Consider the following 14,406-nt stretch of genomic DNA (forward strand, 5'->3'; position numbering starts at 1 on the left):
CCAAAATTCTTTCGTAATTTGCGCTCAAGTTGTTCATTGTTAATGTTTTATGGCTAAAACAATTTACTGATTATCAGTAAGATGGACAACTTTTTTCTTTTAAATCATAATGCACAACGGGTTTAAATAATATTTTTTAACATCAAATAAAGTCAATTAAATACATACAGTATGGTTCCTATACAAAATGAAAATGTTGTACCCACGCTATTTTTTAGAATAAAAAAAGGGCTTCAATCTCTTGAAACCCTTGTTATTACTGGTAGCGAGAGGGGGGCACGATCCCCCGACCTCCGAGTTATGAATCCGACGCTCTAACCAGCTGAGCTACCTCGCCTAATTTAAGGCTGCAAATATAAAAACAATATTATTGTCTGCAAACATTCCTTATGTAAATTATTATTAAAAATAATTGCGCTACTTATCAATTAATGTATATATTGGGAACTTAAAAATGCAACAGTACTTATGGAAGAGAAAATTAAATTTGAAATTGAATTTACTATACAAGCTTCACCGCAATTAATTTATCAATACATCTCGACGCCCTCTGGTTTATCGGAATGGTTTTCTGATAACGTAAACTCAAGGGGCGAATTTTTTACCTTCATTTGGGATGATAGCGAGGAAAAAGCAAAATTGATAAGCAAAAAAACAGGGGAGCGCATCAAATTTAGGTGGATTACCGATGAAGACGACCAAACTTCCTATTTCGAAATTAAAATCCAGGTAGATGAAATTACCAAAGACGTTTCCTTAATAATTACCGATTTTGCCGAGGAAGATGAAGTGGATGAGGCCAAAATGCTATGGGAAAACCAAATTTCCAGTTTAAAGCAAGTATTAGGCTCTGCTTAACCGGCAAACAATAAAATTGAATTATATTTGTCCCGTTTTACATAACCAAGTGAACGGGATTTTTTTATGACGAATTTCAACGGTACCCTAACGGAACAGCAGCAACTAACGGCCTTCCAAAATCGTGGTTACGCCTATGGCGATGCACTTTTTGAAACCATAAAAGCATCAAAAGGCCAGTTGTTGTTTTGGGAAGATCATTATTTTAGGCTTATGGCCTCTATGAGGATTATGCGTATGGAAATTCCTATGGACTTTACCATGGAGTTTCTTGAGGAAGAAATAAAAAAAACGCTGAAAGCCAATAATTTAAGTGGGGCTTCGGCACGCGTAAAGCTGCAGGTACATAGGAACGAAGGCGGATTGTATTTGCCAACCACCAACGATGTAAGTTTCCTAATTTCGGTAAAAGCTCTTGAAACTGATTTTTATGTATCCCAAGAGGGTTTTTATGAAGTCGATTTGTTTAAGGATCACTATCTATCGCCCAGTTTGCTTTCAACCTTAAAAACCAATAACAAAGCGCTTCATGTAGTAGGAAGTATTTATGCAAAAGAGAACAACTTGAACAATTGTTTGGTTTTAAACACCAATAAGCTAGTTGTAGAAGCCCTAAATGGCAATATTTTTCTTGTAAATGGCGATATAATAAAAACGCCACCCATTAGCGATGGTTGTTTAAAGGGCGTTATGCGCAAACAAATTATGGGACTTTTAAAAGTGATGCCAGACTACCATTTGGTTGAAGCGTCTATTTCGCCCTTCGAGCTTCAAAAAGCAGATGAAATTTTTATAACCAATGTTATTATGGGCATTCAACCCATAACAAAATACAGAAAAAAGGATTTTAAGGCAGAAGTTTCAAAAGCCATTCTTCAAAAATTGAATGACACATTGCCATTGCGCTAATTGTAATTTGGGTTTTCTGGTGCATTGGACCAAATACTGTAGGAATCGCCAAACTCTAGCATCTTTTCTTTCCAAAAGGTTTCATAATCTTTTTCGATGATGTTGTTTTTGTAAACGTTTTCGGTAACCACCCACGAATTGGTTCGTAGTTCATTCTCTAGCTGGTTGGCATCCCAACCCGAATATCCAAGGAAAAACTTAATGTCCTTTTCGTTTATAATTTCCTTTGCAATAAGTTCGGCAACCCTATTAAAATCGCCGCCCCAATAAATACCTAGGGAAATTTCAATACTGTTGGGGATCAAACTTGGTATTTTGTGTATGAAATAGAGATTGTCTTGCTCTACGGGGCCGCCGTTGTAAACCTTGAAGGCAGCCTCTACCTCGGGCACCAAATCGTTAATGGTGTAATTTAGCGGCTTGTTTAATATGAACCCTATCGAGCCTTCGGCGGAGTGGTCGGCTAATAAAATAATGGAACGGTTAAAAGAACTATCGCCAATTATGGTAGGCTCTGCGATTAATAAATTGCCTTTTTTTGGTGTTGTTGTTACCATATAATCGAGGAATTAGTAACTAAATCTACTATAATTTTATTAAAAATACAACTCTTTTAATAAAATGTAAAGAAAAACCCTCATTTAGATTGAATCATAATGAGGGCTTTTTTGATATTTAAAAGGTAAATAATTAATTTACTGCATTTGATAAATCTGCTCCAGCTTTAAATTTAACTACTTTTTTAGCTTTAATTTTTATAGTCTGTCCAGTTTGTGGGTTTCTGCCTTCTCTTGCAGCTCTTTTAGAAACCGACCAAGATCCAAATCCTACTAACGAAACGCGGTTGCCTTTTTGTAAAGCGCCTTCAATTTCAATTAGTGCACATTCTAATGCTTTTTTTGCAGCTGCTTTTGTAATTCCAGCATGTTCTGCCATGGCATCGATTAAATCTGTTTTGTTCATAATAAAAAATTTAATTATTAATATTTTTGTTAAATCTTACTACAAATTTATACGGATTGTGCAATCGTGCAAGTAATAGCAATGGAAATGCGCGGTTTTGTTGATAACTTGATGCATTTGTTGATAAAGCTCAGGTTAATAGGTGCTTTTTTTAATAATAGCAACAGTAATAGGGGTTTACAGCATTTTTGCGCCAGCTTCAAAGGTATAGCCGTTTAACAACGATTTTACATCCATGGCGCGTTTTCCGGGTAGTTTTATTTCTTCAATTATTATGTAACCATTTGATACGGCAACCTTTAAATCTTTTTTTGTTGAAATGATGGTGCCAACTGGATTTGAATGTGAAACGATTTCTTTTTCAGCTCTGTAAATTTTTATATCCAGTGTGTCAGTTTCATTTTGCAAGGTGCACCAAGCCGCAGGGTAGGGGCTTAAGCCACGAATTAAGTTGTAAATAGCGTCCAAGGGGGCATTCCAATCAATTTTGCAGTTGTCCTTATCTAATTTATAAGCGGTCTTTATGTGGGGAGTTTCCAATTGTGGTATGGTTTTTACAGTATCATTTTGAATGGACTTAACTGTTTTTAATACCAGTTTACTGCCAATTTCCATTAATTTATCGTGTAGGCTGCCCGCATTTTCATCAGGATCTATGGCGATGCTTTCTTGAAAGATCATGTCGCCGGTATCAATTTTTTCATCAATAAAAAAAGTAGATACGCCTGTTTTGGTTTCCCCATTTATAAGGGCCCAATTAATGGGTGCTGCTCCACGGTAATTGGGCAATAAGGAGGCATGTAAATTGAAAGTGCCATATTCGGGCATTTGCCATACCACTTTGGGTAACATCCTAAAAGCGACTACAATTTGAAGGTTGGCCTTGAGTGTTCTTAAAGCATTTAAAAACGCCTCGTTTTTTAAGTTTGTTGGCTGTAATACCGTTAGGTTTTGTGAAACAGCATAGTGTTTTACCGCGCTTTCGCTCAATTTTTGTCCACGTCCCGCAGGTTTGTCGGGTGCGGTAATAACAGCCACAATAGTATAGTTGGCCTCAACCAATGTTTTTAAAGTGGCAACTGCAAAATCGGGCGTGCCCATAAATACGATTCTTAAATCCTTCATCTGTTTATATTTATTGTTTTTCCATCGGTCAGATGCAATTCGTTTGGGTTATTCATTTAAGCATTTAGAGATGCTCATTTCATAAATGACTTAATTTATATGTGTTTTGTGGCGTTGTTTTAATTATTTGGTGCTCTAAAAGTAGCTTTAAAACGGTTTTTAGGTCGGTTTCGGTACAATTTAAAGCAGCTACCATGTTTCTTGATGATTGGTCGCCGTTTTCAAGTAATTCAATTACTTTGTTCTTAATGCTGGTTATATCTGGTGGTTTGGCACTTTTTTTTGTGCCCGCACATACCGAACATATACCACAAGGTTTCGCATCGGTTTCACCAAAATAATGGAGCAATTGCATGCTTTTGCAAACCGTGTTGTTTTCAACATAGGCCAACATCGAAGCGACTTGCTGCTGTTTTAGTGCGTTTTGTTGCTCGATGATGGCCGCAATGCGGTTGATGGTTTTATCGTCTTCACGTGGTTCTATAAAGGTTACTTGTGCATCGGTTTTGGCCAAATGCAGGGTAATGATTTCGTCTTTTTCAAGTTGTTGAAAAACATGGGTTACCATGGCTTCGGTAGTGGCTGCTTTTTCGGCAATTTTAGCCAAATCCATTTTAGTGTTTTGGTCAAAAATACCGCCATACATTCGAAGCGTCGATTTTACTATAAGGCTAAAATTTTCATGGGTTTCCAGATACCTGAATATTTGGGCACTAGGAACAATAAATTGTGCCGAAACCTTGTTCTTAAATTGTTTTGAGAGCGCAATCACACTGTTTCTGTCAAGCAATAGCAACGCGTTATATGTTACAATCGTATTGTAATTATAGGTTTTGCAAAAGGAATTAAAATCGAAATCGAAGGTTTCATTTTCGCCTTCACCATACGAAATTTGAAAATAATTGCACAGTTTTCGGTACACTTGCTTTACAAATTCTACCGTTGGCAACACATTTATAAACTGGCTTTTTACCAACACCTCATCACTGTTGTTTTTTAAAATAACGGCAAATGCCCTTTCGCCGTTTCTACCAACCCGTCCTGCTTCCTGAAAATAGCTTTCAATGCTTTCAGGCAAGTTTACATGGATAACGGTTTTAACATCGGGCTTGTCTATTCCCATGCCAAAGGCGTTGGTGGCAACCATAACCTGTTTTTTGTTTTGCAACCATGCATGCATGTTGTTGTCTTTTTCGCTATGTGTCAATCCGCCATGGTAATAGGTTGCCCCTATGTTTTTGGAATTTAAAAACGTGCTAACCTCCAAGGTTAATTTCCTGTTTCGAACGTAAACAATGGAAGGCTCTTTATATTTTTTTAAAATAGTTTCAAGCCTGTAGTATTTATCGTTTTCGTGATAGACCATATAGCCTAAATTAGGGCGTAAAAACGACTGCTTGAAAATTTTTGGTTGGATAAAATCGAGTTCTTTTATAATGTCGTTTACCACTTCTGGTTTTGCCGAAGCTGTTAAGGCCACAACATTTACTGTTGGTTGTAATTGGCGCAAAAGCGTGATGTTTTTATAGGCGGGCCTAAAATCGCTGCCCCATTGCGAAATGCAATGTGCCTCATCGACCGCAATTAAATTCACGTTCATTTGTTTGATGCGCTCTTGTACCAACTCTTGTTGCAAGCGTTCGGGCGAGAGGTATAGAAATTTGTAATTTCCGTAAATGCAATTATCCAAAAGCGTATCCAGTTGGCTGTAAGTGATGCCGCTTGTAAGCGCCATGGCTTTAATGCCTTTGTCGTTAAGTTGCTGGACCTGATCTTTCATTAAGGCTATTAAGGGCGAAATAACAATGCAAATGCCCTCTTTAACCAGCGCTGGAATTTGAAAACATAAGGATTTACCCCCACCGGTAGGCAGCAGTACAAAGGTATCTTCGCCAGCAATTACCGCGTTAATGATGGCCTCTTGTTCTGGGCGAAAGGCGGTAAACTTCCAGTAGCGTTCCAGTATGTTTATGGGTTGTTCCATTTACAGGTTTAAAACGTTTAATATGTAATCGGTACGGTTCTTAACGGTATCAAAAGGTACATCAATTAAATGATAATTATACTTTTGGTAAGTGTTTAGTAAATGGTCGTGAATTTGTAGGGCTTGGTCAAAACTTTCGTAACGCTCGTTATCGCTGGTGTAAATGGTTTCCCAGGGTTTAAGGATGAAAACCGTATCGTAAACCGATTGTTTGCAGGCATCGATAAAACTTTCGGGGTAGGAGTCGCCAATAAAATCCATATAGGCCACAACATCGGGGATGCCCCTATCAAAAAAAATGGTTTCGGACGGTAGGCTGTTGGCAAACTCAAATTGCTCGATCCTTCCCTTTAAGAGCAGTTCGCTGAACAGCAAAGGGTTGGTTAAAAACAGTTGGTCGATGCCCTGTTTTTTGGCGTCCAATATTACTTGGCGCGAAATTTCCTCTAGGCACTTATGGCCTCTGTTAAGCAATTCGGTTATGATGGTTGATTTTCCGGTGCCCGGGCCACCGGTTATTACAATTTTTTTAGTGCTCAAAGGTGTAAATTTTGGCTGTAAAATTAACAATTAAAAATGAACGATTTACGATTTTTGATTTACGATTTTGCGACTGCGGCCGGAAACAAAAACCGAACCAAACGGCCAGTGCGTTAGGGATAGAAGTGGAAAGCCCACAGCGACCCAGTTTTTTCTGGGTAGCGAGGACTTGAAACGTATAGCCCGACCTTTATGCTGAATTTGTTTCAGGATAAAGGTAACGCCCCTATTTTAATTATAATGAAAAATATAAATTTAACGTATATTTGCCGAATATAATAGCATAATGAGCACACCTACAAACCCAGATGAATTTTACGAAAAATTAAAAAAACAATTATACGATACTGCTTCTTGGCCAGCGGAATATTTATATAAATTTATTGTGAAATCGGATGTTAAGAAGATTGCGATATTGGAAGCTATTTTCAATAACATGGGCGCGGTTATCCACACAAACGAATCCAAAAACGGAAAATACACGAGCATTTCTGTAAATATTTTGATGCGCGACCCCCATGCGGTAATTGAAAAGTACCAGGAGGTAGCAGAAAAAGTGGAAGGCGTTATCAGTCTTTAATTTTTTTTTGTACTTTGCACGGGCATAACAAACTACGTGCGCAAATTTAACTCTACACCATTTTTATTTTGACAATAGACGATTTAGAATACAACACAGAGCGTGAACATTTAATCATACCCGAATATGGGCGACACATGCAGAAAATGATTAATTACGCCAAGACCCGCGACACCAAAGAAGAACGCAACAGGGTGGCAAAGGCCATTATTTCGGTAATGGGCAACATGCAACCGCACTTGCGCGACGTGCCCGATTTTCAGCACAAACTTTGGGACCAACTTTTTATTATGGCCAATTTTGAATTGGATGTCGATTCGCCTTATGAAAAGCCTACAAAAGAACTTTTGGAAAGCCACCCCGACCCATTGCAATACCCGCAGAATTTCCCTAAATACCGTTTTTACGGAAACAACATAAAAACCATGATTGATGTGGCCAATACCTGGGAAGATGGCGAGCTTAAGGAAGCCCTAACCTACACCATTGCCAACCACATGAAAAAGTGCTTTTTAAACTGGAACAAGGACACGGTGGAGGATGATGTAATTTACGGGCATTTATTTGAACTTTCGGGCGGGAAGATCAATTTAAAAAACTCAGAGGAAGATTTATCGGATGCCAACAGCTTGTTGCGTGCCAAAACAAAATTTTCTAGCAATAGCAACAAAAAAGGGGGCCAGCATAAAAAAAGCGCCACTAATAATAACCGCCAAAGAAAACGTTTTTAAGTAGTTATGTCAACATTTAAAATTGAAGGAGGCCACCAATTAAAAGGTAGTATTCAACCCCAAGGTGCCAAAAACGAAGCATTGCAAATTTTATGTGCGGTGTTGTTAACGCCGGAAAAAATAACTATTCACAACATTCCTGATATTGTTGATGTTAACAAACTGATAAGCTTATTAAAAAAACTAGGCGTTAAAGTTGAAAAACTGGCACATGGTAGCTATACCTTTCAGGCAGATGACGTGAACCTAAAGTTCTTGGAGTCGGATGAATTTAAGGTTGACGGTCGTGGTTTACGGGGTTCTATTATGATTGTGGGCCCTATGTTGGCACGCTTTGGCAAAGGCTACATACCAAAACCTGGTGGCGATAAAATTGGGCGCCGAAGGTTAGATACCCATTTTGAAGGCCTCATTAATTTAGGCGCTACCTTTAGATATAGCAAAGAAGAACAGTTTTATGGCGTTGAAGCCAAAAAACTAAAAGGGGCGTACATGCTTTTGGAAGAAGCCTCGGTAACGGGAACCGCCAATATTGTGATGGCGGCTGTTTTGGCGGAAGGGCGCACCACTATTTACAACGCTGCCTGCGAACCCTATTTGCAACAGTTATGCAAAATGCTCAACCGTATGGGTGCCAAAATAAGTGGCATTGGTTCCAATATGTTACTTATTGATGGCGTTGATGCCTTAGGCGGTACCGAACATACCATGTTGCCCGATATGATTGAAATTGGTAGCTGGATTGGTCTTGCTGCCATGACAAAAAGTGAACTAACCATTACCAATGTGTCGTGGAACGATTTGGGCATTATCCCCAACGTATTCAGGAAATTGGGCATCACCGTTGAAAAACAAGGCGACAATATCCATATCCCAGCACATACCAATGGGTATGAAATACAAAGTTTTATCGATGGCTCCATTTTAACCATTGCCGATGCGCCTTGGCCCGGGTTTACCCCCGATTTGCTAAGTATTATTCTGGTAGTGGCAACCCAAGCCCGGGGCAGTGTGCTCATCCACCAAAAAATGTTTGAAAGCCGTTTGTTTTTCGTTGATAAACTAATTGATATGGGCGCTAAAATCATTCTTTGCGACCCACACCGAGCCACCGTTATCGGTCACGATTTTAAATCGACTTTAAAAGCTACCACCATGACTTCGCCCGATATTCGTGCAGGGGTTTCGTTGCTTATTGCGGCACTTTCAGCAAAAGGCACTTCGATTATCCAAAATATCGAGCAGATTGATCGCGGTTACGAGCGCATCGACGAGCGTTTGCGGGCTATTGGCGCTAAAATTGAGCGTGTTTAGTGGTGCATTAAAAAGCTTCAACATAACATGGCATTATTCAAAATAGAGAAAACTTTAGAATATATAAAAGATAAACCTTTTCGGCTTGAAAAAGAAATCCAGCAATTAACCGAGAATAACTTAAAAACTATTCTTGGGCTTGAAATGGTTAAGTCTGAATTTGCGTTAAATAATTTCCGTATTGATACTCTTGCTTTCGATAAAGAAGCCAATGCGTTTGTAATAATTGAATATAAACGTGATAAAAACTTTAGTGTAATTGACCAAGGATATGCCTATTTATCGTTAATGCTTAATAATAAGGCTGATTTTATTTTAGAATTCAATGAAAATCTTGACAAAACACTTAAACGAAATGATGTAGATTGGTCACAATCGAGAGTTCTGTTTGTATCAACAGCCTTCACAAATTATCAGCGAGAAGCAATAAATTTCAAAGACTTGCCAATTGAACTATGGGAAGTTAAACGATTTGAAAATAATACTGTTTCGTATGAACAGGTACAGAAAGCTGGAACCCAAGAAAGCATAAAAACAATTTCTAAAGCCGACAAAATAATTGAAAATGTCGCAAAAGAAATAAAAGTTTATTCTGAACAGGAACATTTGCAAAACCTAAATGAAGAGATTAAGGAATTGTATGAGAAAATGAAGCAGGCAATTCTGAATTTCGATAATGTAGAAGTCAAGCCAAAAAAGAAATATATTGCATTTGTGTCGGGTAGAAATGTGGTTGATATACATCCACAAAGAAAAGCTTTGAAAATTTGGATTAACATGCCTATTGGAGAATTGGATGACCCCAAAGGTATTGCCAGGGATGTTTCCTCCACCGGTCATTGGGGAAATGGAGATTATGAATTACAAATCGCTTCAGATGAAAACTTTGAATATGTTTTAAGCCTCATCAAGCAGTCCATTAAAAAAAACAAGAAATAGCCTCAGGTACACTCAATACAATAATTTCCATGGTTTTTTAATTTCAACCCCAAAACCCTTCCCTAAACAATAATTTCCCCATAAGTACACCCAAAAAATTTTAAGTTCGTATTTTTGCACCATATAACACCCATTACAACCATGATTTTACCCATTGTAGCCTATGGCGACCCCGTTTTGAAAAAAAAAGGGATTGACATAAATAAAGACTATCCCGAGTTGGACGCGCTTCTCGAAAACATGTTCGATACCATGTACAATGCTTTTGGCGTTGGTTTGGCAGCCCCTCAAATTGGCCTCCCCATACGGGTGTTTATTGTAGATACCATGCCTTTTTCGGAAGATGAGGACTTAACCGAAGCGGAACAAACAGCATTGAACGGTTTTAAGCGCGTTTTTATAAATGCTAAAATTTTAAAGGAAGAAGGTAACGAATGGGCATTTAACGAAGGTTGTTTAAGCATTCCCGATGTGCGCGAAGACGTTTTTAGAAAACCTCAAATAACATTGGAGTATTTTGATGAAAATTTTGAATCGCATACCGAGGTTTTCGATGGTTTGATTGCGCGCGTCATTCAACATGAATACGACCACATTGAAGGTGTTCTGTTTACCGATAAGCTATCGGCCCTAAAAAAACGACTGATTAAAGGACGGCTTGCCAACATATCCAAAGGAAAGATAAATGTAGAGTACCGCATGCGTTTTCCCGACCAAAAAAAGAAACGATAATAGTTGCAAAACATCAATAAACAGTTGATATTTGCCCTTTTCAAAAAAAATAATTTATGAGTTTAGAAAAAGTATTGGCCATTGCAGGAAAACCAGGGTTATTCAAGTTAATTGCCCAAACACGTGGCGGTTTTATTGCCGAATCATTGGTAGATAAAAAACGCCTATCGGTAAGCGTGCAACAAAACGTGAGCGTGTTAAGCGAAATTGCGATTTATACCTTAACTGAAGAGGTACCCCTGAAAAAAGTGTTTGAAAACATCAAGAAAAAGGAAGATGGCAAGCAAACCTCTGTAAAACCAAAAGACAGCAACGATAAACTAGAGGAATATTTTTTTGAGATTTTACCTGAATACGATGAAGATCGCGTGTATGTAAGCGATATCAAGAAGGTCATTCAATGGTATAACTTGTTACAAGCCCACAACATGCTCGATTTGGAAGATGATGCACCAGAAAAGGAAACATCTAACAAAGAAGAAGCTTAAAAAACATTTTTTCTTACTAAATTTAAGGCATCGTTTCCATTTTGGAAATCATGCCTTTTTTAATTGATAAACCATGACCATTTCTAAGAAAACCCTAAAAAACAGCCTATTTGTAATCGCCATTGCGGTTTTAATCATTCCACAAACCAGACAGCCCATTCAGGTTTTTTTACAAAAAATAATAGCCTATGTAAAGCCGGTTACAATAAACAGTGAAAAAAATACGCGCATAACCAATTATAACTGGAAATTAACAGACGAAAACAACACCGTTTTTAATTTTGAAGACGCCAAGGGCAAAGTGGTTTTAATCAATTTTTGGGCAACCTGGTGTCCGCCATGCATAGCAGAAATGCCCAGTTTACAAGCACTTTACAACGATTATGGTAACAAAATCGTGTTTCTGTTCGTAACCTCCGATTGGTACAGCGAAATCAATCCGTTTATGGCAAAAAACAAATACACCTTTAAAGTGCACAGGCCCGCCACCGATTACCCGGCATATTTTAATATTTCAACCATTCCGCGCACATTTTTAATTGATAAAAACGGTACTGTTATTATTGATGAAAGTGGTGCCGCCAACTGGAACAGCGAAAAAATAAGGAACACAATTGATAATTTACTAAAATAAAGTTACGCAAAATGAAAATGGTAGTTTTAGACGGATTTACACTGAATCCGGGCGATTTAACATGGGAAGGCATCGAACAATTTGGTGAACTAAAAGTTTTTGACCGCACCGATTTTGCTCCCAAAAAAGTAATTGAGGCCATAGGCGATGCTGAAGTGGTGTTTACCAACAAAGTGCCCATGCCCAAAGAAGTGATCGAACAAGCACCAAACTTAAAATATATTGGGGTGTTGGCTACCGGATACAATATTATTGCTCTCGAAAAGGCCAACGAATTAGGTGTTTTGGTTACCAATGTCCCCACTTATGGCACCAATGGCGTAGCCCAATTTACCATGGCCTTATTGTTGGAAATGTGCCATCATGTAGGCGACCATAACAAGGCGGTGCACCACGGAGAATGGGCCAAATCCTTAGATTTTTGTTTCTGGAATTCGCCGCTCATTGAACTTGAAGGCAAAACGTTGGGCATCATAGGTTTTGGGCGCATTGGGCAGGCGACGGCAAAAATGGCGCAAGCCTTTGGTTTGCATGTTTTAGCGTACAACAGAAGTAGGGAGGCATCCTTGGAAACAAAAACCTGTCGTTATGCAACATTGGATGAGGTGTTTGAACAGTCCGACATCATTAGTTTGCATTGTCCGTTATCTGAAAGCACCCAGGGCATCATTAATGCACAAAACATGGCCAAAATGAAAACAGGCGTGATGCTTATTAACACGTCAAGAGGCGGTTTGGTTGTTGAAGAAGATTTGAAAGAGGCCCTAAATTCGGGGAAAGTTTATATGGCGGCGGTTGATGTGGTTTCTTCTGAGCCTATAAAAGAAGATAACCCCTTATTGAAAGCAAAAAACTGCATCATAACCCCGCACATTGCTTGGGCACCTATCGAGTCGAGAAAACGTTTGATGGCTATTACCATAGATAACTTGAAGGCATATATCAACGGAAAACCTAAGAATGTGGTTTGTTAAAGTGTTTTAAAAAACGCCTTAATAAACGACCACGAAAACAACGACCACATGATTTTGAGTTCTTCAATAAAAGTGGGTTCTTCATCTAAAAATCGAAACATGGTTTGTGCCGAATTTTTATCGTAAAACTGTTGAAAAATCCATTCGCCTTTATCATTTTCATCTTTTAAAACCTTTAAAAACACTTTATCGTAAAACTTATATTTTCTTTTGAATAATCCTTCGGAAGGTTTTTTATTAGCTTTCAAATTTCTGATAATGATAGCCGTTTTCTTTTCGGTATGTTTAAAGGAATAGCCCGTTGAGCCTTTTACCCAACCACCGCCGGTACCTATTTTTGTGATGTTTTGCGTGTTGAAATCTTCAAAAGGGAACATGGTCATGGGGATGATGCCTTTTTCAGTTTCAATGATGGTGTAATGGTTTATTTTTAAAAAAGTAGCAATATAGGTTTTAATGAAATGGTCGTAAACGGTTTCGTCCACGGTATTTTCAGTAAAATAAGTAAACTCTACTAAAGCTTCAGTTTTTGAGAACGGTAACACATAGGTAAACGTGGTTTGATGGCCGTCTTTCAGTCTATAATCCATCATCACGATGCTATTTTCATTAAAAATAGGGGTTTCGGTTTTAATAATCCATCCCTTAAAATGTTGAGTGATGGTTAGGTGTTTTTTTGGTGATGTACGAAATGCGTCGGGAACGCGGCTATCAAAAACATGCGACGCTGTGTAGCTGTTTTTGTTCGTTTTTACGATGATGTTTTTTGTTTCTTCAACAATTTCAACCCGTTCCAGAATAAAATGAATGTTATTGTACTGTTTTAATTGGGTTTTGGCATGGTTGTAAAAATCGATGGCGCGAATGGTCTTGTAAGTATAAGGCTCTAAATTTAATAAGATGTTTTTTTTTGAAGTATTTATGGTTGCATGCTTCCATGATTTGTGCACCATAGCGTCCCAGGGCGAAGGGGCTATTTCCCAAAAGCTCCACGTTTTATCATTGCTGTTTTTTTCTGAAGGATCGATAAGCGCGATTTGCTTTTCGCCAAAAAAAGCATCGGTAGCAAGTTTTAGCGCCAATTGTAAGCCCGCCAAACCATTCCCAATAATAATATAGTCGAAATGGGAATTATGAGCCATTTAATCTTGAAAAAACTATTTCTTGAAATATTTAAAGGGTACAAACAGCATCCCAAAGCACTCGCCATCTTCTTTTCCAACGTGTTTATGGTGCATTTTGTGGGCGCGTCTAACGCCTTTGGCATACCAATTATTGGCGTTTCTAAAAAGCTTAAAACGTTGGTGGATAAAAATATCGTGCACCAAAAAATAGGAGAGGCCGTAAGCAAAAATACCAATTCCAATGGGCAAACCGGCCCAAAAAATTTCGTATTTCCACAATAAAAAACAACCAATGCTAACTACGGCATAAAAAATAAAAAAAGCATCGTTGCGTTCAAACCAACTATCATGGTCTTTTTTATGGTGGTCTTTGTGCAAGCTCCATAAAAAACCGTGCATGATGTATTTATGGGTAAACCACGCCATAAATTCCATAATGGCGTAGGTGGCTAAGAAAATGAGTATAAAATACAAGGTTTGCATGATGTTGTTATTTTGTTGTGTATTGCAT

General features: G+C 38.2%; 17 protein-coding genes and 1 tRNA gene. 10 read left to right on the forward strand and 8 right to left on the reverse strand.

All coding sequences use genetic code 11. The features are described 5' to 3' along the window. Nucleotides 1–260 precede the first annotated feature (260 nt). A tRNA-Met gene (locus GQO80_RS07105) sits at nt 261–337 on the reverse strand. Nucleotides 338–468: 131 nt separating this feature from the next. Here GQO80_RS07105 and GQO80_RS07110 point away from each other — a divergent pair. Beyond that, nucleotides 469–858 (forward strand): START-like domain-containing protein, encoded by a 390-nt coding sequence (locus GQO80_RS07110; RefSeq protein ID WP_157207657.1) that lies wholly within the window; start codon nt 469–471, stop codon nt 856–858. 66 nt (nt 859–924) lie between these two features. Then, nucleotides 925–1,767, forward strand: a complete 843-nt coding sequence (locus tag GQO80_RS07115) for an aminotransferase class IV (RefSeq protein ID WP_157207658.1) — start codon at nt 925–927, stop codon at nt 1,765–1,767. Here GQO80_RS07115 and GQO80_RS07120 read toward each other — a convergent pair. The 5 genes from GQO80_RS07120 to GQO80_RS07140 all read right to left on the reverse strand — a co-directional run bounded on the left by GQO80_RS07120 (nt 1,764) and on the right by GQO80_RS07140 (nt 6,379). Beyond that, nucleotides 1,764–2,324: a YqgE/AlgH family protein gene (locus tag GQO80_RS07120; RefSeq protein ID WP_157207659.1), complete on the reverse strand. Its 561-nt coding sequence runs from the start codon at nt 2,322–2,324 to the stop codon at nt 1,764–1,766. The genes GQO80_RS07115 and GQO80_RS07120 overlap by 4 nt on opposite strands. A gap of 133 nt (nt 2,325–2,457) precedes the next feature. Continuing rightward, entirely contained in the window at nt 2,458–2,730 is a 273-nt protein-coding gene (locus tag GQO80_RS07125) for an HU family DNA-binding protein (protein WP_157207660.1), read from the reverse strand. A 177-nt stretch (nt 2,731–2,907) separates the two neighbouring features. Then, nucleotides 2,908–3,855, reverse strand: a complete 948-nt coding sequence (fmt, locus tag GQO80_RS07130) for a methionyl-tRNA formyltransferase (RefSeq protein WP_157207661.1) — start codon at nt 3,853–3,855, stop codon at nt 2,908–2,910. 79 nt (nt 3,856–3,934) lie between these two features. Beyond that, nucleotides 3,935–5,839, reverse strand: a complete 1,905-nt coding sequence (locus GQO80_RS07135; RefSeq protein WP_157207662.1) for a RecQ family ATP-dependent DNA helicase — start codon at nt 5,837–5,839, stop codon at nt 3,935–3,937. Further along, nucleotides 5,840–6,379 (reverse strand): AAA family ATPase, encoded by a 540-nt coding sequence (locus GQO80_RS07140; RefSeq protein WP_157207663.1) that lies wholly within the window; start codon nt 6,377–6,379, stop codon nt 5,840–5,842. A gap of 286 nt (nt 6,380–6,665) precedes the next feature. Between GQO80_RS07140 and GQO80_RS07145 the strand changes: the two genes are divergently transcribed. The 8 genes from GQO80_RS07145 (at nt 6,666) to GQO80_RS07180 (ending at nt 12,771) form a co-directional block, all read left to right on the forward strand. Beyond that, nucleotides 6,666–6,959 (forward strand): DUF493 family protein, encoded by a 294-nt coding sequence (locus tag GQO80_RS07145; protein ID WP_157207664.1) that lies wholly within the window; start codon nt 6,666–6,668, stop codon nt 6,957–6,959. 68 nt (nt 6,960–7,027) lie between these two features. Continuing rightward, nucleotides 7,028–7,690, forward strand: a complete 663-nt coding sequence (locus GQO80_RS07150) for a DUF4290 domain-containing protein (RefSeq protein WP_157207665.1) — start codon at nt 7,028–7,030, stop codon at nt 7,688–7,690. 6 nt (nt 7,691–7,696) lie between these two features. Then, entirely contained in the window at nt 7,697–9,004 is a 1,308-nt protein-coding gene (gene murA / locus GQO80_RS07155) for a UDP-N-acetylglucosamine 1-carboxyvinyltransferase (RefSeq protein ID WP_157207666.1), read from the forward strand. A 27-nt stretch (nt 9,005–9,031) separates the two neighbouring features. Next, a complete protein-coding gene (locus tag GQO80_RS07160) occupies nt 9,032–9,943 on the forward strand; it encodes a DUF5655 domain-containing protein (RefSeq protein ID WP_157207667.1) in 912 nt (303 codons plus the stop codon). Nucleotides 9,944–10,084: 141 nt separating this feature from the next. After that, nucleotides 10,085–10,675 carry a peptide deformylase gene (gene def / locus GQO80_RS07165; RefSeq protein ID WP_157207668.1) on the forward strand — a complete coding sequence of 197 codons (591 nt, stop codon included), beginning with the start codon at nt 10,085–10,087 and terminating at the stop codon, nt 10,673–10,675. A 56-nt stretch (nt 10,676–10,731) separates the two neighbouring features. Beyond that, nucleotides 10,732–11,163, forward strand: coding sequence for a DUF5606 family protein (locus tag GQO80_RS07170; protein ID WP_157207669.1), 432 nt, complete (start codon nt 10,732–10,734; stop codon nt 11,161–11,163). 73 nt (nt 11,164–11,236) lie between these two features. After that, nucleotides 11,237–11,797, forward strand: a complete 561-nt coding sequence (locus tag GQO80_RS07175; protein WP_157207670.1) for a TlpA family protein disulfide reductase — start codon at nt 11,237–11,239, stop codon at nt 11,795–11,797. A gap of 11 nt (nt 11,798–11,808) precedes the next feature. Further along, nucleotides 11,809–12,771: a D-2-hydroxyacid dehydrogenase gene (locus tag GQO80_RS07180; RefSeq protein WP_157207671.1), complete on the forward strand. Its 963-nt coding sequence runs from the start codon at nt 11,809–11,811 to the stop codon at nt 12,769–12,771. Here GQO80_RS07180 and GQO80_RS07185 read toward each other — a convergent pair. Both GQO80_RS07185 and GQO80_RS07190 read right to left on the reverse strand, forming a co-directional pair. Further along, complete coding sequence (locus tag GQO80_RS07185) at nt 12,768–13,913, reverse strand: lycopene cyclase family protein (protein WP_157207672.1); 1,146 nt, start codon at nt 13,911–13,913, stop codon at nt 12,768–12,770. The two genes, GQO80_RS07180 and GQO80_RS07185, sit on opposite strands and share 4 nt — an antisense overlap. 15 nt (nt 13,914–13,928) lie before the next feature. Beyond that, nucleotides 13,929–14,378 carry a sterol desaturase family protein gene (locus GQO80_RS07190; protein ID WP_157207673.1) on the reverse strand — a complete coding sequence of 150 codons (450 nt, stop codon included), beginning with the start codon at nt 14,376–14,378 and terminating at the stop codon, nt 13,929–13,931. Nucleotides 14,379–14,406 lie beyond the last annotated feature (28 nt).

The sequence above is a fragment of the Mariniflexile maritimum genome (assembly GCF_009746565.1).
In the GTDB taxonomy this organism is placed as follows: Bacteria; Bacteroidota; Bacteroidia; order Flavobacteriales; family Flavobacteriaceae; genus Mariniflexile; species Mariniflexile maritimum.

Excerpts from the sequence above, each read along its gene's own strand:
- GQO80_RS07120 (WP_157207659.1), bottom strand. The coding sequence starts at position 2,324 with ATGGTAACAACAACACCAAAAAAAGGCAATTTATTAATCGCAGAGCCT.
- GQO80_RS07170 (WP_157207669.1), top strand. The coding sequence starts at position 10,732 with ATGAGTTTAGAAAAAGTATTGGCCATTGCAGGAAAACCAGGGTTATTC.
- GQO80_RS07175 (WP_157207670.1), top strand. The coding sequence starts at position 11,237 with ATGACCATTTCTAAGAAAACCCTAAAAAACAGCCTATTTGTAATCGCC.
- GQO80_RS07160 (WP_157207667.1), top strand. The coding sequence starts at position 9,032 with ATGGCATTATTCAAAATAGAGAAAACTTTAGAATATATAAAAGATAAA.
- GQO80_RS07135 (WP_157207662.1), bottom strand. The coding sequence starts at position 5,839 with ATGGAACAACCCATAAACATACTGGAACGCTACTGGAAGTTTACCGCC.
- murA (WP_157207666.1), top strand. The coding sequence starts at position 7,697 with ATGTCAACATTTAAAATTGAAGGAGGCCACCAATTAAAAGGTAGTATT.
- GQO80_RS07185 (WP_157207672.1), bottom strand. The coding sequence starts at position 13,913 with ATGGCTCATAATTCCCATTTCGACTATATTATTATTGGGAATGGTTTG.
- fmt (WP_157207661.1), bottom strand. The coding sequence starts at position 3,855 with ATGAAGGATTTAAGAATCGTATTTATGGGCACGCCCGATTTTGCAGTT.
- GQO80_RS07110 (WP_157207657.1), top strand. The coding sequence starts at position 469 with ATGGAAGAGAAAATTAAATTTGAAATTGAATTTACTATACAAGCTTCA.
- GQO80_RS07145 (WP_157207664.1), top strand. The coding sequence starts at position 6,666 with ATGAGCACACCTACAAACCCAGATGAATTTTACGAAAAATTAAAAAAA.
- GQO80_RS07115 (WP_157207658.1), top strand. The coding sequence starts at position 925 with ATGACGAATTTCAACGGTACCCTAACGGAACAGCAGCAACTAACGGCC.
- GQO80_RS07125 (WP_157207660.1), bottom strand. The coding sequence starts at position 2,730 with ATGAACAAAACAGATTTAATCGATGCCATGGCAGAACATGCTGGAATT.
- GQO80_RS07180 (WP_157207671.1), top strand. The coding sequence starts at position 11,809 with ATGAAAATGGTAGTTTTAGACGGATTTACACTGAATCCGGGCGATTTA.
- def (WP_157207668.1), top strand. The coding sequence starts at position 10,085 with ATGATTTTACCCATTGTAGCCTATGGCGACCCCGTTTTGAAAAAAAAA.
- GQO80_RS07190 (WP_157207673.1), bottom strand. The coding sequence starts at position 14,378 with ATGCAAACCTTGTATTTTATACTCATTTTCTTAGCCACCTACGCCATT.